This is a genomic window from Allobosea sp. GW823-FHT02B03, assembly GCF_058797755.1.
The window spans coordinates 241,199-261,447 of sequence record NZ_JBXAJY010000004.1; the positions used below are offsets into that span (position 1 = coordinate 241,199).

The following is a 20,249-nucleotide window of genomic DNA, read 5'->3' on the forward strand; positions in this document are numbered from 1 at the left end:
ATGGCCACCATCACCGAAGTCGAGATCACCGAGTTCTCGTTCACGGCGAGAAATCTCGGGGTCTCCTCCGACAAGCTGCGGGCGATCTACAACATGGGCTACAAGCCCAACTCCTCGCTGGAGCTGACCAAGTTCGCGATCGTCATTCGCAGTGATGACGGGGCGCAGGGCGAGTACGTCATGCATTGGGGCGGCAGCCGCTCGACCATGGCGCAGACGCTCTCGCTGGCGCCGAGCCTGCTCGGCCGCGATCCCGATCACCGCGAGCTGATCTGGAACGAGATGAAGCGGGAACTGCGCCAGCATGACGGCATGGGCATTGGCCCGATCGACATCGCGCTGTGGGACCTCGCCGGCAAGCGCTATGGCGCCTCGGTCTCGGCGCTGCTCGGAGGCTACCGCACGCGGCTGAAGGCCTACGCATCGACCTATCACGGCGACCGCAATGGCGGCCTCGACTCGCCACAGGCCTTCGCCGACTTCGCCGAGCGCTGCTACGAACTCGGCTACCGTGCCTACAAGGTTCATGGCTGGCACGAGGGCGATGCCAAGGAAGAGGCGCGCAACGTGCTCCATGTCGCCAAGGCGGTCGGCGACCGGATGACGCTGATGCTCGACCCGGCCAACGAGCTCAGAACCTTCGCCGATGCGCTCTATGTCGGACGGGCCTGCGACGAGGGCAACTACTTCTGGTACGAGGACCCGATGCGCGATTGCGGCGTCTCGGCCTTCGCTCACAAGAAGCTACGCGAGATGCTGAAGACCCCGATCCTGCAGACGGAATATCTGCGCGGCTTCGAGACCAAGGCCGACTTCCTGATCGCGGGCGGCACCGACATGCTGCGCTCTGATCCGGAATACGATCTCGGCATCACCGGGGCGATGAAGATCGCCCATCTCGCCGAGGCCTTCGGCGTCGATGTCGAGATCCATGCCTGCGGCCCGGCGCATCGTCACTGCATGGCGGCGACGCGCAACACCAACTTCTACGAGATCGCGCTGCTCGGCCCGGACTGCCCGAATGCCGTGCCGCCGGTCTACACCTGCGGCTACTCCGACCAGATCGATGCCGTCGACAAGGACGGCACGGTGCCGGTCCCGACCGGGTCTGGTCTCGGCGTGACCTATGACTGGGACTACATCCGGGCTCACGAGACGGCGCGGCAGGTGTTCAAGCTCTGATTGCCTGGGGGGCGCGACGAGCCGCTTGATCGCGGCGCGCCGAGCCCTCATCTTCGCGCCTCCCGATTCAGGCGGCGTTTGGCGAGCCGGAGAGAACCACGTGACCACCGGCTTTGCAGCAATCCCGGCCTCGGGCAGCTATCGCTTGAACAATGCCCGGGTGCCGGCCTGCCTGGTCTCGGCCGAGACCATTGCGAGCGACCGGCATGGCTTCGCCGCGCTCGATCTCGCGATCGAGGACGGCGTCGTCTCCTCGCTCCTGCCGGCCGGCATGCCCGGCCTCGACGCCGGGGCGGCCTTCGATCTCGACGGTGGCATCGTCCTGCCGCGCCTCGTCGACGTGCATACCCATCTCGACAAGGGCCATATCTGGCCGCGTCGGCCCAATCCCGATGGCAGCTTCATGGGGGCGCTGACCAGCGTCGGTGCCGACCGCGAGGCGAACTGGACGGCGCGGGACGTGCGTAGCCGCATGGAGTTCGGCCTTCGCTGCGCCTTCGCGCATGGCACGGCGGCGATCCGCACCCATATCGACTCGCTCGGTCCGCAGATCGGCATCTCCTGGCAGGTTCTGGCCGAGCTCAGGGCGGAATGGACTGGGCGCATCGCCTTGCAGGGCTCGCCGCTGTTCGGCGTCGAGGCGGTCGCCGACGACGCCCATATGCAGGCGATCACGCGGGCGGTGAGGGCGCATGGCGATGGGCTGCTCGGCTGCGTCACCTACATGATCCCGGAGCTCGACAGGGCGCTGGACACGATCTTCCTGACCGCGATCGAGAACGGCTTCGACCTCGATTTCCACGTCGACGAGAGCAATGATCCGGCGGCGCGCTCGCTGGAGCATATCGCGGACGCGGCGCTGCGCCATCGCTTCACCGGCAAGATCCTCGCCGGTCACTGCTGCTCGCTGGCGCTGCAGCAGCCGGCTGACGAGGCCCGTATCATCGCCAAGGTCGCCGAGGCCGGCATCGCCGTGGTCTCGCTGCCGATGTGCAACATGTACCTGCAGGACCGCCAGGCCGGCCGCACGCCGCGCTGGCGCGGCGTTACCGCGCTGCACGAGCTGAATGCTGCCGGCGTGCCGGTGATGATCGCCTCCGACAACACCCGCGATCCCTTCTACGCCTATGGCGATCTCGACCTTATCGAGGTGCTGCGCGAGGGAACGCGCATTCTCCAGCTGGACCATTCGGGCCATGACTGGGTACAGAGCATCGCGACGACCCCGGCTGCGCTGATGGGCCTGCCCGGACAGGGACGGCTCAGTGTCGGCGGCCCAGCCGACATGATCCTGACCCGGGCACGGGACTGGACCGAATTCTTCGCCCGGCCACAGGCCGAGCGCACCGTCTTGATCTGCGGCAAGGCAATCGACCGCACGCTGCCCGATTATCGCGAACTCGACCATCTGATGAGCACCGACGCATGAGCACGAAGTACGACATCGCCGCCCTCAAGGCCCGCCTCGGCAGCATCAAGAGCGAGGACAATCCCGCGCTGGTGAAGCAGAAGAGCCGGGACTTCTTCTGGTACTCGCCGACGCTGAAGCGCCAGCTCGACCAGGTCACCGGCGACATCATCGTCTCGCCGACCAGCGAGGCGGAGGTGCTGGAGGTGCTCGCCGCTGCCCATGCGCTCGGCATCCCCGTGACGCCGCGCGGCACCGGCACCGGCAATTACGGCCAGGCGATGCCGCTCTCGGGCGGGGTGGTGCTCGATCTCTCGGGCTTCAACAAGGTCAAGGCGATCGAGCCCGGCCGCTATGTCGCCGAGCCCGGCGCGATCCTCTCGGATATCGACAAGGAGACGCGGGCGCATTCGCGCCAGGAGATCCGCCTGCACCCCTCGACCTACCATACGGCCTCGGTCGGCGGCTTCATCGCCGGCGGCTCCGGCGGCGTCGGCTCGATCAAGTGGGGCGGCCTGCGCGACTGGGGCAACATCATCCGCTTGCGTGTCGCGACGATGGAGGCGCAGCCGCGCATCCTCGAACTGCAGGGCGAGGATCTGCACAAGGTCTCGCACGCCTATGGCACGAACGGCATCATCACCGAGGTCGAGATGCCGCTCGGGCCGGCCTATAACTGGGTCGACGTCATCATCGGGTTCGACAGCCTGCGCGGCGCCACCGAGTTCGCCAATTCGCTGGGCGAGCAGGACGGGCTGGCGCTGAAGGAGCTCGCCGTCGTCGCGGCTCCGGCGCCGCACGACTACTTCCTGCGCCATCGCAAGTTCCTACCGCGCGACAGCCACTGCGTCATCGTCATGGTCGCGGATTTCGCGGTGGAATCGACGCTGGCTTATGCCCGCCGCTTCCGCGGCGCCGAACTGTTGATGCGCTCGGACAAGCTGACGCCGGAGGAGGCGAAGGGTCTGCCGCCTTCCTTCGAGCTGGCCTGGAACCACACCACCTTGCGGGCGCTCAGGGTCGATCCGTCGATCACCTATCTGCAGGTGCTCTACCCCTTCCCCAACCAGGTCGAGCTGGTCGAGAAGATCCATCAGCGTTTCGGCGACGAGCTGACTTGCCATCTCGAATTCGTCCGCTTCGACGGCAAGATCACCTGCTTCGGCCTGCCTCTGGTCCGCTTCACCACCGAGGAGCGGCTGGAAGAGATCATGGCGATCCACGAGGAGATGGGCGCGCCGATCTTCAACCCGCATCGCTACACGCTGGAAGAGGGCGGCATGAAGCAGACCGACGAGGTCCAGCTCGCCTTCAAGCGCGAGGCCGATCCGCAGGGCCTGCTCAACCCCGGCAAGATGGTCGCCTGGGAAGACCCGGCCTATGACTTCCGCGCCGGCAAGACCTTCCTGTTCCGCAGCCTGGGTGAAGCGGCCGGCGGCTGAGCATGCGCGTCCTCGTCGTCTACGCGCATCCCAATCCCGAGAGTTTCGGCGCGGCGCTGCACGCCGCTGCCGTCGACGGGCTGCGCCGACATGGCCATGAGGTCGACGATTGCGACCTCTATGCCGAGGGCTTCGAGCCGGTGCTGAGCCGGCAGGAGCGTCTCGACTACCTCGATTCCGCGAAAAATGGCCGCTCGGTTGCCGGCTATGTCGAGCGGCTGCGCGCGGCCGAGGCATTGGTCCTCTGCTTCCCGGTCTGGAATTTTGGCTACCCGGCCATGCTGAAAGGCTATTTCGACCGGGTCTTCCTGCCGGGCGTCTCGTTCAAGCTGGTGGAAGGACAGGCGCAGCCGAGCCTCTGGAATATTCGCCGGCTTGCCGCGGTCACCACCTATGGCGGCTCGCGCTGGCGGGCGATGCTGATGGGGGACCCGCCGCGCAAGCTGGTCTGCCGCTCGCTGCGGGCGGTCTGCCATCCCACCGCCCGCCTCAGCTACCAGGCGCATTACGACATGAACCGCTCGACTCCAGACAGCCGCGAGCGCTTTCTGCGCAGAATTCAGGGAATGACCGCGCAATTTTAGGTGAGCGTCGAAAGACTGTCATTTGCCTGTCATGATCGCAGGCGATTGCAGAGCCGGCGAAAAGGATGAGCAATCTTTTCGGGGGGCCGGCTCATGACCAAGACGATCGAGAAAAGCGTCGGCCGGGCCTTGCTGGTCGCAGCCCGGCTGCACAGGGCCCGGATGGGCGAGCGGCTCAACGCGCTCGGGCTCTTTCCCGGCCAGGAGCAGGCGCTGAAGGCGCTGCAGGCCGCGCCGATGACGATGGGTGAGCTCGCCAGCCTGCTGCGAGTCAAGCCGCCGACGGTTTCCAAGACGATCGGCCGGCTGTCGCTGCAGGGTCTCGTCAGCCGCGAGGGTGGAGGCCGCGATGGTCGGCTCGTCCAGGTCGCGCTGACCGAACACGGCCAGAGGACTGCCGCGGCGCTCGACGCGGTCTGGAACCAGGTCGAGGACGAGCTGCTCGAGAAGCTCGATTCCAAGGAGCGCAAGCAGTTGCGCAAGCTCTTGCGCAAGGTCGCCAAGGGGCTTTCGCAGGCCGGCGCCGAGCTCGACGATCCCGAAGAGGACGTGGACGACGCGGCCTAACCTGGCCGGACGCTTCTGCGGCATGGCGCGCATGCGCCACCGGGCTGGTCTCAGTCTTTAAATCGGTTCATTGATCTCTGGCCATTCCCCCAGAGCATGACGAGACGTCTCGCTTGTCGGCCGCACCTGCTCCGCACCCGGACACAAGCCGGAATCGCCTGACTGCCATCTTGTTGATGTGCGCGGCAGTTCTGTGCTTTTCGCTGCTCGACGCCTCGGCGAAGTGGCTCGGGAGCTCGATGCACACCGGGCAGGTCGTCTCGGCGCGCTACATCATCAGCGTGGCGCTGGTCTCGATCATCCTCAATCCCTGGTCGCGGCCCGGCATCGTCAAGACGAGCCGGCCATGGCTGCAGGGCATCCGCTCGCTGCTGTTGCTGACTTCGACCGCGCTGAACTTCTTCGCGCTGAAGTACCTGCAATTGGCCGAGACGGTCTCGATCATGTTCGCGACGCCGTTCCTGGTCGCGCTGCTGGCCGGGCCGATCCTCGGCGAATGGGCCGGGCCGCGCCGGCTTATTGCGATCGCGGTGGGGTTCGTCGGCGTGCTGGTGATCACCCGTCCCGGGCTCGGCGGCCTGCACCCTGCGGCGTTGCTCACCGTCTGCGGCTGCTTCTGCTACGCCTTCTACAGCATATCGACGCGGATGCTCGCCGCCAGCGACTCCCCGGAGACGACGATGTTCTATTCCGGCATGGTCGGCGCGGTGGTGATGGTGCCGCTCGTCCCGCTGTTCTGGTCCTGGCCGGCCGACGGGCTGAGCTGGCTCCTGATGCTCAGCACCGGGCTTTTCGGCGCCCTCGGTCACTGGCTGCTGATCCTGGCGCATCAGCGCGCGCCGGCGAGCATGCTCTCGCCCTTCAACTATTCGCAGATCGTCTGGATGGTCGCGCTCGGCTGGTTCGTCTTCGGCCAGATACCCGACCGCTACACCTTCATCGGGGCCAGTATCGTCATCGCCTCTGGTCTCTATCTGCTCTATCGCGAGCGGGTCCGGGCCGTGCCCGAAGGCTCGGCCCGGCTGGACTAGGGGACGCCTCGCTCAGCCCTTGTCGGCGAGCGAGAGGCGGCTCTGCGACGCCACGAAATCAGAGAGCATCGGCACGAAGTCATCGCCCTTGCCGGCCGCGACGGCCTGGGCATAGACGTTCTTGACGGCGTTGCCGACCGGGTTGGGTACGCCGGCATCGTTGGCGACGGTCTCGAGATAGCGGACATCCTTCAGCGCGTTCGACAAGGTGAACTTGTGGGCGTCGCGGTCGCGCTGCAGCACGTACTGCATGAAGGTCTGGTAGAAGCCGCAATCCATCCGGCCGCCGGAGATCACACTGTTGAAAGTCTGGGGCGTGATACCGATCTTCTGCGCCAGCGTCAGCGCCTCGGAATAGATCGCGCCATAGCCCATCGAGAGGAAGTTGTTGAGCAGCTTCATCTTGTGGCCGTCGCCGACCGGGCCGAGATGCACGACCTTTTGTGCCCATGCGTCACAGACCGGCTTGATCCGCGCGAAAACCTCGCTGTCCGCCCCAATCATGGTGGAGAGTTGGCCAAGAGCCGCTTGCGCGGGCGTGCCGCCGAGCGGAGCATCGCAGAGGTGGAGACCAATGGCCGAGAGTTGGGCTGCCAGTCTGACCGTCGAGCTCGGATCCGAGGTCGAGCAGTCGACGATGATGGTGCCGGGCTTGGCGCCGGCTGCGATGCCGTCGGGACCGTTGACCACGGCCTCGACCTGCGGCGTGCCGGTGACGCAAAGGAAGATGATCGAGGCCTTTTCGGCAAGTTCCCGCGGCGTTGCGGCTTCCTGTGCGCCAGCAGCCTTGAGTTCTTCGACTGGTTTGCGGTTGCGATGCCCCATGACGGTCAAGGGGAAGCCTTTGGCGAGGATACACGAGGCCATGCCTTGACCCATGAAGCCTACGCCGATGAAGCCGATCGATTCTTTCTGAGCGCTCATCTTCAGTTTCTCCGTATTATATGAGATGGACTGTGAACATGCGGAACGATTTGACCAAGAACTGGTTGAAGGCCGTGGTTAACCCGCTTCAGGAGAAGCGCTTTATGGCTGGTGACGGAAACCTGCGTGACCCTTCTTCGTTCGGGAAGGGCGCAGCGGTGCCTCGGGAACGCTTGGGAGGGCGGGGCCGCGTTACCTTGCAGATCATTGCCGACCATCTCGACGTCTCGACCGCGACGGTCTCGCTGGCGTTGCGGGGCAGCCCGCTGGTCGCCGATGCGACCAAGCAACGCGTGCAGAAAATGGCGCGCGAAATGGGCTACAGCTACAACCGCAGCGCGGCCTCGCTGCGGACCGACCGGACCAACATCCTCGGCGTCGGCTTCCACGACATCACCAACCCGTACTTCGCCGAGCTGCTGGCGGCGATCGAGGAGACGGCGGCGGCGCATGGACGGTCGATCCTGCTCGGCACCTATGCCGAGAATCTCGAGCGTCAGGACCGCGTGCTCAACACGCTGAAGGAGTACCGGCCCGACGGCATGATCATCTGCCCGGCCGGCGGCACGACGGCAGAGACGTTGGCGCATCTGATGGCGGCGCAGGTGCCGCTGGTCCAGCTCTCGCGCGAGATCGACGGCGTCGACCTCGACTTCGTCGGCTCGGACGACCGGCATGGCACGGTGCTCGCCATGGAGCATCTGCTTGAGCTCGGCCACCGCCGCATCGCTTTTCTCGGGCAGAGCAAGCTGATCTCGACCGGCTGCAACCGCTATCGCGGCTATTCCGAGATGCTCGCCAAATACGGCCTGCCGCTCGACCCGGCGCTGGTCTATTCCGGCTGGGGAACCCGCGAGACCGGGCTGAAGGGGGTCCAGACGGTTCTCGACGCCGAAAACCCGCCGACGGCCGCGGTCTGCTTCAACGATCTCACGGCCTTCGGCGCCATGCTCGGCCTGCGCCATCGCGGGCTGGAGGCGGGCGAGGACTTTTCGCTCGTCGGCTGCGACGACGTCCAGGAGGCGGCGCAATGGTATCCGGCGCTGACGACGATCAAGAATTTCCAGGACGATATGGGGCGCCAGTCGGCCGAGATGCTGCTGCGCCGCATCGCTGAACCGGCTGCGCCTCCGCGCCGGGTCGTGCTGAAGCCGGATCTCGTGGTGCGCGGCACCACGGCTCCGCCGCGCAAGCGCTAGCACAGGCCGACACTTCGATTCATTACGCACGGCCGCATTCCCCGCCTGCAGACCGTTCTGTCCGCAGGCGGCGCGTTCCTGATCGTAGTCAGGCATCGTTGGCCGCTTTGGGGTTCAGCGCCCGATAGGCGCGGACGACCTGCGAGTCGTCGCGCCCGCCATGGCCGAGGCCCGAAGCGGCGAGGAACATCTGGTGTGCGGCGGCCGCGAGTGGCAGCGAGGCCTTGGCGGCCCGGCCGGCATCGAGGACGATGCCGAGATCCTTGACGAAGATGTCGACCGCGCTGGCGACCGGCGGCTCGTCGTCGAGCATGCGCGGTCCGCGATCCCGGAGCATCCAGGACGAGGCGGCCGAGCCGCCCATGATCTCGAGCAGCAGCGCGCCGTCGATTCCAGCCTTCTGGGCGAGCGAGAGCGCTTCTGCCGCCACCGCGATATGGACGCCGCAGAGCAGCTGGTTGACGGTCTTCACGGTCGCGCCCTGGCCGGGCCTCAGCCCGACATGGAAGACCTTGTCGCCCATCGCGTCGAGCATCGGCCTGGCGGCATCGAAATCCGCCTGCGCGGCGCCGGCCATGATCGTCAGCGTGCCGCCGCGCGCGCCATTGACGCCGCCGGAAACCGGCGCGTCGACGAAGCGGCGGCCGCTCTTCTCGACCTCGGCGGCGATTGCCTCGACCTCGCCGGGCGGGCAGGTCGCCATCAGGATGACGGTCGCGGAAGGTGCGAGGGCGGCGAGCGCCCCGGCGTCGAACAGCACGGCGCGGGCCTGCGCGGCATTGACGACCATCAGGACCAGGGCATCCGCACCTTGCGCCGCTTCGCCGGCGCTCGCCGCGGCATGGCCGCCGGCCGCCGCCAAGGCGTCGCGCGCCTGCGGGCGCATGTCGAAACCGGTTACGCGGAACTGCTTCTTGACGAGATTCTCGGCCATCGGCGCACCCATTGCGCCGAGCCCGACGAAGGCGATCGAACTCACAAAACCAACCTTTATGCTGATAGCGGGCCCGCCCCTGGACGGGCCCGGCAGGGACTCATTCCTTCACCGCACCGGTGAGCGACGCCACGTAATAATCGACGAAGAAGGAATAGAGCAGGGCGACCGGGATCGAGCCGAGCAGGGCGCCGGCCATCAGGGAGCCCCAATGGTAGACGTCGCCCTCGACGAGCTGGGTCAGCACGGCGACGGGGACGGTCTTCTTCTCCGCTGACTGGATGAAGGCTAGCGCGTAGATGAACTCGTTCCAGGACAGGGTGAAGGCGAAGATGCCGGCCGAGATCAGGCCCGGTAGCGCCAGCGGCAGGGTGATCTTCCAGAGCGTCTGCAAACGGGTCGCGCCGTCGATCATGGCGCATTCCTCGAGCTCGAACGGGATCGACTTGAAATAGCCGATCAGGAGCCAGGTGCAGAACGGGATCAGGAAGGTCGGATAGGTCAGGATCAGCGCCCATTGCGAGTCGAACAGACCGAGCTGGAAGATCAGCGTCGCCATGGGGATGAACAGGATAGAGGGCGGCACGAGATAGGCAAGGTAGATGCCGAGCCCGACATATTGCGAGCCCTTGAACTTCAGGCGCTGGATCGCATAGGCGGCGAGCACGCTGGAGAACAGGGAGAGGGCCGTCGCGACCGTGGCGACGGTCATCGTCGTCAGCAGCCATTGCGGATAGTCGGTCTGGAAGAGCAGCTTGTTGATGTTCTCGAGCGTTGGCGACTTCACCCAGAACGGGTTGTTGTTCTTGTAGTCGTAGAGTTCGGCATTCGGTTTGATCGCGGTGATCGCCATCCAGTAGAACGGGAACAGCAGCACGATCACGAAGAGCGAAAGCGGCAGGTAGAGGGTGATGAAGCGGCGCGGGCCCGACGACCAGTCGATGACCCCGGTCTGCTCCTTCTCGACCAGTTGCGGGCGCGCCGCGGCAGCTTGATCAGTCATTGTCTTCTCCCTGCTGCCATTTGCGGCGGGCGAGCGCGAAGTAGCTGAACAGCGTCGCCATCACGAGGAAGGGGATCATCGCCACGGCGATCGCCGCGCCTTCGCCGAGCTGGCCGCCGGGAATGCCGCGCTGGAAGGCGAGAGTCGCCATCAGATGGGTGGAGTTGATCGGCCCGCCACGGGTGATGGCGTAGACGAGCTGGAAGTCGGTGAAGGTGAACAGCACCGAGAAGGTCAGCACCACCGCCAGGATCGGCATCAGCATCGGCAGCGTCACATGCCGGAAGCGCTGCCAGGCATTGGCGCCGTCGAGCATCGCCGCCTCGTAAAGCGCAGGCGAGATGGTCTGCAGGCCGGCGAGCAGCGAGATCGCGACGAAGGGGATGCCGCGCCAGATATTGGCGGCGATCAGCGACCAGCGGGCAGGCCAGGGGGCGCCGAGGAAGTCGATATAGGTGTCCCGCCAGCCGAGCACGTCGACCAGGATGTATGAGATGATCGAGAACTGCGGATCATAGATCCACCAGAAAGCGATCGCCGACAGCACCGTCGGGACGATCCAGGGCACCAGGATCAGCGCGCGCAGCAGCGATTTGAACGGCAGGTGGTTGTTGAGCAGCAGCGCCAGCCAGAGGCCGAGCGCGAATTTTCCGACCGTCGCGACGCCCGTATAGAGCAGCGTGTTCCAGACCGAGGTGATGAAGACCGGATCGTGCCAGAGCGACTGGAAGTTCTCGAAGCCGATGAAATAGCCGGCGCGGCCGATGCGGGTGTCGGTGAAGGCGAGCCAGACGCCGAGGCCGAGCGGGTAGCTCAGGAAAACCAGCAGCAGGCCCAGGGCCGGCAGCAGGCAGATGAAAACCAGAAATGGCTTGTAGTCGAACAGGCGCGTCAGCCAGCCGTGAGAGAACTGGTGGCCGGCCCGTGCCTCGGCCGCGATCGTCATGGCGCGATTTCCCGTAATGAAGCCGCGCCGCCGCGATGGCGGCGGCGCGGTCGTGACGGATCAGGTGCGGTAGTAGCGCTTGGCGCGGCGCTCGGCTTCCGCAGCGGCCTGTTCGGGCGTCGCCTGGCCGGCGCAGACCGAAGCGACCATCTGCACCATGACGTATTCGGCGTTGACGGTGCCTGCAGCCTCGGTGATCGCGCCCTTGTAGCCGCTCCACAGAGCGCGTTCCCAGGTGTCGCGATAGACCAGGATCTTGGGATCGCTCTCCCAGACCTTGCTGTTGGCGTACGCCTTGAGCGGCTGGGTCCAGTATCCGAAGCAGCCGGTCAGCCACTTGTCGTACTGTTCCTTCTCCATCATGAAGCGGAGATATTCCTTGGCGGCGTTCGGGAACTTGGTGTGCTTGAACACCATGGCGTTGATGACCAGCGCCGTCTCGGTCGCACGTCCGACCCCGGCGCCGACCGGCATCGGGGCATGGTTGAGGTCCTTGCCGATCGCCGCGATCTTCTCGTCCTTCGAGTTCTTGATCGAGAAGTAGAGCGAGACGCCGTTCTGCGTCAGGCCGACTTCACCGGCCGTCAGCGCCTTGTTGTTGCTGATGTCGAGCCAGGACAGGGTGCCGGGGATGAAGGTCTCGTAGAGCGCCTTGGCGTATTTCAGCGCCTCGATCGTCTCCTTCGAGTTGATCGCGACCTTGTTGTTCTCGTCGACCATGTAGCCGCCATGCGACCAGACCAGCCAGTTGCAGAAGGCATTGCCGTCGCCGACGGCATTGCCGAGGGCAAAGCCCGCCGGGTGGCCATTGGCCTTGAGCTTGCGGCAGAGGTCGAGGAACCCGGCATGGTCGGTCGGGAACTTGTCGAAGCCCGCTTCCTTGACCCAGGATTCACGATAGACCGCCGGGCCGCCGGAGCCGCCCATCGGGATCGAGATCCACTGGTTGGTCTTGTCCTTCTTGCCGTATTTCTCGGCGACCGGGTACCAACCGCCATACTTCTTGCCGAGATCCTCGGCGATCTGGGTCAGGTCGACCAGCTTGTCGGCGAAGATGTGCGGATCGTCGGCCCAGCCGACGACGACGTCGGGGCCGGCGCCGGTATTGGCGGTCACCGCCGTCTGCGGGCGCAGGTCTTCCCAGCTCGCATAGTCGACGCGGACCTGGACGCCGGTCGCCTTGGTGAAGGCTTCGGTGTTCTCGTTGAAGATCGTCTGGTCGGGGTCGACGAACTTGGTCGGGCGCAGGACGCGCAGCGTCGCGCCCTTTTCGATGTTGGCCGTCTGGGCGATCGACGGCGCCGACAATGTGGCACCGGCGGCGAGCCCGGCGCCGCCGATCAATACGTCACGTCTGGAAATCGTCATGGGTTGCTCCTCCGTTGGACCGCGAGGCCCTACATGGGAGCCTCGTCAGGGTTTGTAGTCGGCGGATGCGCGGCGCCGCCCCGGGGGCGGCGCCCCCAATTGGGCGGAGCGGCGTATATTCAGATGCGCTTGCCGGTGGCAGCGTCGAAGAGATGCGTGACCGAGGTGTCGGGCCGGATGTGGATGTTCTCACCCGGCTTGGCGGTGATGCGCTCGCGGAAGATGCAGGTCAGGTCCTGGCCGCCGCAGCGGACGACGACCTGGGTCTCCGAACCCATCGGCTCGATGACCACGACCTCGGCCGGCAGGCCGTTCGGATCGAGCATGAGATGCTCGGGACGGATGCCGAGCACGGCGGCCCGGTCGTTCGAATCGGTCGGATGCTTGCCGATCGGCCAGATCACGCCGCCTTCGGTCTCGAAGCCGTTTGCGCGGATCGTGCCCTTGAGCAGGTTCATCGACGGCGAGCCGATGAAGGCGGCGACGAAGAGGTTCGCCGGATTGTCGTAGAGGTCGAGCGGCGCGCCCATCTGCTCGACGATGCCGTCATGCATCACGACGATCTTGTCGGCCATGGTCATGGCCTCGATCTGGTCGTGGGTGACGTAGACCGTGGTGGTCTTGAGGCGCTGGTGCAGCTCCTTGATCTCGGTGCGCATCTGCACGCGCAGCTTGGCGTCGAGGTTCGACAGCGGCTCGTCGAAGAGGAAGACCTGCGGGTTGCGGACGATGGCGCGGCCCATGGCGACGCGCTGGCGCTGACCGCCCGAAAGCTGGCGCGGATAGCGGTCGAGCAGCTTCTCCAGGCCGAGAATACCGGCGGCCTTGCTGACGCGCTCGTCGATCTCGGCCTTCGGCGCCTTACGCAGCTTCATCGAGAAGGCCATGTTGTCGGCCACCGTCATATGCGGGTAGAGCGCATAGTTCTGGAACACCATGGCGATATCGCGCTCTTTCGGCGGCACGTCGTTGACGACGCGCGGACCGATGCGGATTTCGCCGCCGGTGATGTTCTCGAGGCCGGCGATCATGCGCAGCAGGGTCGACTTTCCGCAGCCGGAAGGGCCGACCAGGATGACGAACTCACCATCGTCGATGTCGATGTCGACGCCATGGATGACCTGCGTCGAGCCATAGGCCTTGCGCACATCCGCGATCTGGACTGAGGCCATCTTGGCTTCTCCCGGTCGTTCGTTTCCTCAGGGACGAGTGATCGCACCCCGGCGGCATGGCCGCAATCCCATCGGCCTCGGCTTCTCTGAGGCCGATGACCATGGCGCGCCGCAGTGCAGGCAAGGTCTTCGCCTGTTGCGTCGCTCCCGTTCCCGGATAAAGTCATACGATAGAAACGGGCGTGTCAAGCGCCCCGCCATATGGGAGCCGGCGTCACCGGAAGGCGGCGCGGCGCGGAGGAAAGCCAAGCCGGATGCGGATGCGCGATACTTCGCGGGCGCGGATGCTCAGTCCCGACCGGCTGTTCGGGCAGGTCGCGCACAAGCTCGCGGTCTCGATCATCAGCGGCGCCTCGCGGACCGGCGAGCTGCTGCCGAATGAGGATGATATCCGCAGCGAGATTTCCGTCTCACGCACGGCCTATCGAGAGGCCGTGAAGTTCCTGACCGGCAAAGGTCTGGTCGAGGCGAGGCCGAAGAGCGGCACCCGCGTGGCGCCCCGGGATTCCTGGAATCTGCTCGATCCCGATGTCCTCGCCTGGCATTTCGAGGCTGATCCGAACGAGAAATTCATTCGCGATCTCTTCGAGTTGCGGCTCTTCGTCGAGCCAAGTGCGGCGCGGCTGGCGGCGCAGCGGCGCAGCGAGGAGGATTTGGCCAAGATCGCGGCAGCCTATCGCGGCATGACCGTGAATCCGCCCTATGCCGAGCCGACGGTGCAGGCCGACCTTGCCTTTCACGAATCGATCTTCGAGGCGACGCGCAATCCGCCGCTGCAATGCCTGGCGCCTGCGGTCTGCGCCACGATCCAGTGGTCGCTGTTCCTCAAGGCCCCGGACGACCGCTTCTTCTTCACCGCTTCGCTGGTCGACCATGAGCGGGTGCTGGATGCGATCAGCCAGCGCGACGGGGATCTCGCCGCCGCCCGGATGAGCGGATTGGTGATCGACAGCCTGAACAGCACTCTGCGCCTGCTTGCCGGCCGCACATCGGAAAACGCGAGCTCAGCCCGCGATTAAATCATACTATAAACTGATGCGGTCCCGGCTCGCGGGCGGCGAGCAGAGTTCGTCGCCTCCTGCTCTGCGGGCGACCCGGTAATGCGCTGGTCCGGATTTGCGGAGCGGCGCTGAACCTCTACTGTCTATTTAATCGTTTTAATATTTTGAAATCAACCCGGAGACGGGTATCCGTTCACGTCCACGAGAGCACAGGCCATGACCGCGCAGAACAAGATCGAGATCATCATGACCGGGCCGCTGATGGCCTATGCCGCCGACCAGCTCAAAGAGCGCTTCACCGTGCACGAGCTCTGGAAGGCGCAGGACAAGGCAGCGGCGCTTGCCGAGCTCAAGGACCGGGTGCGCGGCGTTGCTGGCGGCGGCGCGCATATCAAGATCGACGGCGCCCTGTTCGACGCCCTGCCGAAGCTCGAGGTCGTCTCGAATTTCGGCGTCGGCTACGACAATGTCGACGCGGCCGAGGCTGGCAGGCGCGGTCTCATCGTCACGAATACGCCGGACGTGCTGACCGACGAGGTTGCCGACCTCGCCATCGGGCTCCTGCTCGCGACCATCAGGCAGTTGCCGCAGGTCGACCGCTATCTTCGCGAGGGCAAGTGGCTCACCGGCGCCTATCCGCTGACCACCTCGCTGCGCAAGCGCAAGATCGGCATCGTCGGGCTCGGCCGGATCGGCAAGGCCGTGGCGCATCGCCTCGAGGCCTTCGGTGTGGACATCGCCTATCACGGGCGCTCGCGCCAGGCTGACGTCGCCTACCGCTATTATCCTTCGCTGGTCGAGATGGCCCAGGATGTCGATACGCTCGTCTCGGTCGCGCCGGGCGGTGACTCGACCTACCGCATCATCAATGCCGAGGTGCTGAAGGCGCTCGGGCCGAACGGCATCGTCGTCAATGTCGGCCGCGGCACGGTCATCGACGAGCCGGCGCTGATCAAGGCGCTGCAGGACAAGACCATCCTCTCGGCCGGCCTTGACGTGTTCGAGGACGAGCCGCGCGTGCCGGCCGAGCTGATCGCGCTCGACCATGTCGTGCTGCTGCCGCATGTCGGCTCGGCCTCGGTGCACACCCGCGAGCAGATGGGCCAGCTGCTGGTCGACAATCTGAAATCATGGTTCGATGGCAAAGGCCCGCTGACGCCGGTCGTCGAGACGCCATGGAAGAAGGCCTGATCGCCACCCGCAACGCGAAGGGGCTCGCGGCGCTCGCCGCCGGGCTCCTTCTGCTCGCCGGACCGGTCATGGCGCAGGGGCAGCCCCCGGCGCATGGTCGGCCGGCGGCCGCGCCGCAATCCTTGATCGGTGCCTGGGATGTCGAGAAGGTCGGCGCGTCGCGTAGCTGCACCGTCACTTTCGGCTCGGAAGCGGCTGCGAAAGGCTGGCAGCTGCGCTTTCCTGCAACCTGCCGGCGGGCGTTGCCGATCCTGAACGATGCTGTCGGCTGGGATCTTGGCCCCGCTGGCGTTCCACGCCTTGTCGATGGGGGCGGCAAGGTGCTGGTCGCCTTCGATGAAAAGGCCAGTGGCGCGGGGCGTCGCGGCAAGGGAAGCGACGGGGCGCAATACGGGCTCGATCCGAAGGGGCATGCCCGCGTCGCGGCGCGCCCGGCACCGAGCGCCGCCGAACAGGCTGCGACTGCCGCCACCCGCCGCACGGCGGTCGACCCCGCCCAGGCCCCCGCACCGGAGAGCGTGGCGGGCCGCTATGCAGTGATGCGCCAGCCGGGGAGGGAGGTCTGCAAGCTCGCTTTGACGGCGACGCCGTCCGAGACCGCAGGCGCCACCGTCGCGAGCTTCGAAGGCAGCTGTGCCGATACCGGCCTGACGATCTTCTCGCCCGTGGCCTGGCGCTATGTCGCCGGCCGGCTCGAGCTGATCGCCCGCAAGGGCCACAAGGTCGAGCTCGTCTTCGAGGACGGGCAATGGCGCAAGGACCCGGCGGTCGGGGCGCCATTGCTGCTGAAGAAGCTGCCTTAGGACAGGCCAGCTTTCCGCCCAAAGGGCCTCTCTCGTCATGGTCGGGCTTGTCCCGACCATCCACGTCTTTGCTGATCGCGTGCGGTATTCAAGACGTGGATGCTCGGCACGGGGCCGAGCATGACGGTGGAGGAGTTCGGCCTTCGGTCCTTACGCGACGAACTTGCCACCGAGCTCATCCTCGATATGGACGCGGATGATCTCCTCGAAGTTCGCCTCGGCCTTGAAGCCGAGCGCCGTCGCGCGCTGCGCGTTGAAGTTCCGCGGCCAGCCGGCGACGATCTTGTCGATCACCGGGTCGATCTCGCGGCGGATGCGCTTGACGACGTTGTCGCCGGCGACCTTGCGCAGCGTCTCGATCTGCTCGGCGACGGTGCAGGAATAGCCCGGCATGGTCAGCGCGCGGCGCGGGCCGATCGCGGCGGTGTCCATGGTCGCGGCATGGACGAGGAAGCCGACGGCCGAGCGCGGCGAGGCGTGCCAGTGGCGAACCTGGTCGGAGACCGGCAGCACCGCCTCCTGACCGTTCAGCGGCTCGCGGATGATGTTGGAGAAGAAGCCGGACGCGGCCTTGTTCGGCGTGCCGGGCCGCACGCAGATGGTCGGCAGGCGGATGCCGACGCCATCGAAGAAGCCGCGGCGGCTGTAGTCGCAGAGCAGGAGCTCGCCGATCGCCTTCTGGGTGCCGTAGCTGGTCAGCGGCGTGGTAAAGAACTCGTCCTCGATCTTGTCGTGGAAGGGCGCGCCGAAGACGGCGACCGAGGAGGTGAAGACGACACGCGGCTTGTAGCCGTCGCCGGCATGGCGGATCGCCTCGAAGAGATAGCGCGTGCCGTCGAGATTGATGCGGTAGCCCTTGTCGAAATCGGCCTCGGCCTCGCCGGAGACGACGGCGGCGAGATGGACGATCAGCTCGGGGCGCGAGGCGATCAGCTTCTCGGCCTCGCCGGGCTGTGACAGGTCGGAGGTCAGCGTCTCGAAGGCGAAGGGGGCGTTGGCCGGCGGGCTGGCCGGGAAGATGTCCTGAGCCGTGACCTTGTCGACCGGCTTGCCGCCGAGCTGCTTGTCGCGTGCCAGCCGCTCGATGAACTTGCGGCCGACCATGCCGGCGCCGCCGAGAACGAGAACATGCATTGGGTGTTTCCTCGATTGTCTGATTGGTCAGTTGGGGAGATGGCCGCCGAGGTCGTCCTCGATATGGATGCGGATGATCTCGTCGAAATCCTTCTCGGCTTTGAAGCCGAGAGCGGTGGCGCGGGCGGCGTCGAAGCGGGTCGGCCAGCCCTTGACGATATCGGAGGCCGCTTTGTCGGGCGCGCGCCGGATCAGCTTCACCGCCTTCTCGCCGGCGACGCGGCGCAGCGCCTCGATCTGCTCGCCGACCGTGACGCAGACGCCGGGCATGCTGAGATTGATGCGCGGGCCGAGCTGTTCGCGGCTAAGGCCGGCGGCGTGGATCAGGAAGCCGACGGCCGAGCGCGGGCTTGCATGGGTGAACAGCACGCTGTCCTCGACCGGCAGCAGTGCCTCCAGCCCCTGCAGCGGCTCGCGGATGATGCCGGAGAAGAAGCCGCCGGCCGAGGCGTTGGGCTTGCCGGGCCGGATCACGATCGAGGGGAAGCGGACGCCGACGCCCTCGACGAAGCCGCGGCGGCTGTAGTCGGCGAGCAGGAGTTCGCCGATCGCTTTCTGGGCGCCGTAACTGGTCAGCGGCGTGACGTGGAACTCGTCGGAGATCGAGGCCGGGAAGGGGGCTCCGAAAATGCCGCTCGACGAGGAGAACACCAGCTTCGGGACATAGGGACCGTTGCGGATGCCCTCCTGCCGGATCGCCTCCAGCAGGTTGCGCATGCCGTCGAGATTGATCCGGTAGCCCTTGTCGAAATCGCGCTCGGCCTCGCCGGAGATGATCGCGGCGAGGTGGAAGATGATGTCGGGCCGCAGCGCGGCGAGGGCTTCGGCGACCGCGGGCTCGGCGGCATCCTCGGTGCGAATCTCGATCGGCCCGGCAAAGCCGGCCGGCTTCGGCGGTGCGATGACATCGGTCAGGGTCAGGCGCGAGATCGGCCGGTCGTTGCAGCTGCCCTCGCGCGCCAGGCGCGCGGCAAGGCGCTGGCCGATCATGCCGCCGGCGCCGGTTATCAGGACATGCATGGCGTCTCTCCCGTCGCTGCAGCATGGCCCGCAGGAGTGGACGCCACTCCCGCGGACCATGCCCGGTCTTTTGACCTTATGAGAATTTCTTCCGCCCGGCCGGGCCGGGCGGAAGGCGCGCTCAGAGCGCGAAGCCGCCATCGGCGAGGTGGATCTGGCCGGTGGTGTAGCTCGCCTCGTCGGAAGCGAGATAGACGGCGAGCCAGGCGATCTCCTCGGCGGTGCCGAGACGGGCCATGGGCTGGCGATCGATGAAGGCCTGGCGGGCCTGGGCCTCGGTCGTGTTCGTGACCTTGGCGAGCTCGATGATGCGCTGGTCGAGCGAGGGCGACTGGATCGTGCCGGGGCAGATCGCGTTCGAGCGGATGCCCTTCTTGATGTAGTCCGCCGCGACCGCCTTGGTCAGGCCGATCACCGCCGCCTTGGTCGCGCCGTAGACATAGCGGTTCGGGATGCCGCGCACCGAGCCGGCGCCCGAGGCGATGTTGACGATCGAGCCCTTGCCGGCGGCGAGCATGCCGGGGACGAAGGCCTTGATCGTGCGGTGCATCGACTTGACGTTGAGGTCGAAGGAGAACTCCCAGGCCTTGTCGTCGCATTCCAGCACAGTGCCGTGATGCACGAAGCCGGCGGCGTTGACGAGGATGTCGATGGTGCCGACCTTCTCGGCGAAGGCCTCGACCGCCTTGGTCGAGAGCACGTCGAGCTTGCGCTTCTTGGCCTTCGGAATGCCCTCGAGCAAGGCGACGTCCTTGTCGGTCGCCCAGACGGTCGCGCCCTCGGCGACGAAGGCCTCGGCGATCGCGCGGCCAATGCCCTGCCCAGCCGCGGTGACGACCGCAACCTTGCCCTTCAAACGTCCAGCCATTGTGCTTCTTCCTTGTACTTTCCGACTATCGGAGGTTCTTGCGCATATGGATCAGCCGGCGGTCCGGCAGATCCTCGAAATGGGTGGTCTGGTAGCCCAGCCGCTCATACCAGCCGATGCGCTCGGCAAGCCTGGCATGCGTATAGAGGTGGACGGCGTCGTGGCCGAGCGCGCGGGCTCGCTCCTCGGCGAAAGTCATCAAGGTCGAGCCGATCTTCCGGCCTGCGGCGGCAGGCGCCACGGCGATGCTCCAGAGCGTGAACTTCGCCGGCTCTTCCTCGAGAACCAGCACGCCGTCGAGCTCTGCGCCGGTCTCGGCAAGCCAGATCTCATGCTCCGCCAGCACCTTCGTGTAGTCGGCGATGCGCGGCAGCGAGGGCACGCCGATGATGCTCTCATTCGGCAGGTACGCGGCCTCGGTCAGCGCGACGATCGCCGGGATATCGTCCGTCGAGGCGCGGCGCAGGGACAT

20 protein-coding genes are annotated in these 20,249 nt (G+C 66.1%); 10 read left to right on the forward strand and 10 right to left on the reverse strand.

Annotated elements, in window-relative coordinates; translation table 11 throughout:
* The 6 genes from AC1REK_RS14735 (at window position 1) to AC1REK_RS14760 (ending at window position 6,214) form a co-directional block, all read left to right on the forward strand.
* A complete protein-coding gene (locus tag AC1REK_RS14735; protein WP_492269471.1) occupies window positions 1-1,182 on the forward strand; it encodes an enolase C-terminal domain-like protein in 1,182 nt (393 codons plus the stop codon).
* A gap of 100 nt (window positions 1,183-1,282) precedes the next feature.
* Window positions 1,283-2,611: a cytosine deaminase gene (locus AC1REK_RS14740; RefSeq protein ID WP_492269470.1), complete on the forward strand. Its 1,329-nt coding sequence runs from the start codon at window positions 1,283-1,285 to the stop codon at window positions 2,609-2,611.
* Window positions 2,608-4,032, forward strand: coding sequence for an FAD-binding oxidoreductase (locus tag AC1REK_RS14745; protein WP_492269469.1), 1,425 nt, complete (start codon window positions 2,608-2,610; stop codon window positions 4,030-4,032). The genes AC1REK_RS14740 and AC1REK_RS14745 overlap by 4 nt, the downstream gene beginning before the upstream one ends.
* A gap of 2 nt (window positions 4,033-4,034) precedes the next feature.
* Window positions 4,035-4,616: an NAD(P)H-dependent oxidoreductase gene (locus AC1REK_RS14750; protein WP_492269468.1), complete on the forward strand. Its 582-nt coding sequence runs from the start codon at window positions 4,035-4,037 to the stop codon at window positions 4,614-4,616.
* Between the two features lie 93 nt (window positions 4,617-4,709).
* On the forward strand, window positions 4,710-5,183 hold the full coding sequence (locus AC1REK_RS14755; RefSeq protein WP_492269467.1) for a MarR family winged helix-turn-helix transcriptional regulator: 474 nt from the start codon (window positions 4,710-4,712) through the stop codon (window positions 5,181-5,183).
* A 113-nt stretch (window positions 5,184-5,296) separates the two neighbouring features.
* Entirely contained in the window at window positions 5,297-6,214 is a 918-nt protein-coding gene (locus AC1REK_RS14760; RefSeq protein WP_327522561.1) for a DMT family transporter, read from the forward strand.
* A 12-nt stretch (window positions 6,215-6,226) separates the two neighbouring features.
* Here AC1REK_RS14760 and AC1REK_RS14765 read toward each other — a convergent pair whose 3' ends face one another.
* Complete coding sequence (locus tag AC1REK_RS14765) at window positions 6,227-7,138, reverse strand: NAD(P)-dependent oxidoreductase (protein ID WP_316019077.1); 912 nt, start codon at window positions 7,136-7,138, stop codon at window positions 6,227-6,229.
* A 197-nt stretch (window positions 7,139-7,335) separates the two neighbouring features.
* Here AC1REK_RS14765 and AC1REK_RS14770 point away from each other — a divergent pair, with 197 nt between their 5' ends.
* Window positions 7,336-8,337 (forward strand): LacI family DNA-binding transcriptional regulator, encoded by a 1,002-nt coding sequence (locus tag AC1REK_RS14770; protein WP_316019076.1) that lies wholly within the window; start codon window positions 7,336-7,338, stop codon window positions 8,335-8,337.
* Window positions 8,338-8,425: 88 nt separating this feature from the next.
* Here AC1REK_RS14770 and AC1REK_RS14775 read toward each other — a convergent pair whose 3' ends face one another.
* From AC1REK_RS14775 to AC1REK_RS14795, 5 genes are all read right to left on the reverse strand, one after another.
* Window positions 8,426-9,316: an NAD(P)-dependent oxidoreductase gene (locus AC1REK_RS14775; protein WP_492269466.1), complete on the reverse strand. Its 891-nt coding sequence runs from the start codon at window positions 9,314-9,316 to the stop codon at window positions 8,426-8,428.
* Window positions 9,317-9,371: 55 nt separating this feature from the next.
* Window positions 9,372-10,274, reverse strand: a complete 903-nt coding sequence (locus AC1REK_RS14780; protein ID WP_316019074.1) for a carbohydrate ABC transporter permease — start codon at window positions 10,272-10,274, stop codon at window positions 9,372-9,374.
* Entirely contained in the window at window positions 10,267-11,220 is a 954-nt protein-coding gene (locus tag AC1REK_RS14785; RefSeq protein WP_316019073.1) for a carbohydrate ABC transporter permease, read from the reverse strand. Before AC1REK_RS14785 ends, AC1REK_RS14780 begins: the two co-directional genes overlap by 8 nt.
* A 60-nt stretch (window positions 11,221-11,280) precedes the next feature.
* Window positions 11,281-12,588 carry an ABC transporter substrate-binding protein gene (locus AC1REK_RS14790; RefSeq protein WP_492269465.1) on the reverse strand — a complete coding sequence of 436 codons (1,308 nt, stop codon included), beginning with the start codon at window positions 12,586-12,588 and terminating at the stop codon, window positions 11,281-11,283.
* Between the two features lie 119 nt (window positions 12,589-12,707).
* The gene (locus AC1REK_RS14795; protein ID WP_316019071.1) at window positions 12,708-13,760 is read right to left on the reverse strand and encodes an ABC transporter ATP-binding protein; all 1,053 of its coding nucleotides are present in this window, start codon (window positions 13,758-13,760) and stop codon (window positions 12,708-12,710) included.
* A 260-nt stretch (window positions 13,761-14,020) separates the two neighbouring features.
* On the opposite strand from AC1REK_RS14795, the gene AC1REK_RS14800 reads away from it, so the two are divergent.
* The 3 genes from AC1REK_RS14800 to AC1REK_RS14810 all read left to right on the forward strand — a co-directional run bounded on the left by AC1REK_RS14800 (window position 14,021) and on the right by AC1REK_RS14810 (window position 16,755).
* A complete protein-coding gene (locus AC1REK_RS14800) occupies window positions 14,021-14,779 on the forward strand; it encodes a FadR/GntR family transcriptional regulator (RefSeq protein WP_492269464.1) in 759 nt (252 codons plus the stop codon).
* A 198-nt stretch (window positions 14,780-14,977) separates the two neighbouring features.
* Window positions 14,978-15,952, forward strand: coding sequence for a 2-hydroxyacid dehydrogenase (locus AC1REK_RS14805; protein WP_492269463.1), 975 nt, complete (start codon window positions 14,978-14,980; stop codon window positions 15,950-15,952).
* Complete coding sequence (locus tag AC1REK_RS14810; protein WP_492269462.1) at window positions 15,937-16,755, forward strand: AprI/Inh family metalloprotease inhibitor; 819 nt, start codon at window positions 15,937-15,939, stop codon at window positions 16,753-16,755. The genes AC1REK_RS14805 and AC1REK_RS14810 overlap by 16 nt, the downstream gene beginning before the upstream one ends.
* A gap of 150 nt (window positions 16,756-16,905) precedes the next feature.
* Here AC1REK_RS14810 and denD (AC1REK_RS14815) read toward each other — a convergent pair whose 3' ends face one another.
* From denD (AC1REK_RS14815) to AC1REK_RS14830, 4 genes are all read right to left on the reverse strand, one after another.
* Entirely contained in the window at window positions 16,906-17,889 is a 984-nt protein-coding gene (gene denD, locus AC1REK_RS14815; protein ID WP_492269461.1) for a D-erythronate dehydrogenase, read from the reverse strand.
* Window positions 17,890-17,916: 27 nt separating this feature from the next.
* Window positions 17,917-18,909 (reverse strand): D-erythronate dehydrogenase, encoded by a 993-nt coding sequence (gene denD / locus AC1REK_RS14820; RefSeq protein ID WP_492269460.1) that lies wholly within the window; start codon window positions 18,907-18,909, stop codon window positions 17,917-17,919.
* A gap of 121 nt (window positions 18,910-19,030) precedes the next feature.
* Complete coding sequence (locus AC1REK_RS14825) at window positions 19,031-19,777, reverse strand: SDR family oxidoreductase (protein ID WP_066477402.1); 747 nt, start codon at window positions 19,775-19,777, stop codon at window positions 19,031-19,033.
* A gap of 25 nt (window positions 19,778-19,802) precedes the next feature.
* The gene (locus AC1REK_RS14830) at window positions 19,803-20,249 is read right to left on the reverse strand and encodes a GNAT family N-acetyltransferase (RefSeq protein WP_492269459.1); all 447 of its coding nucleotides are present in this window, start codon (window positions 20,247-20,249) and stop codon (window positions 19,803-19,805) included.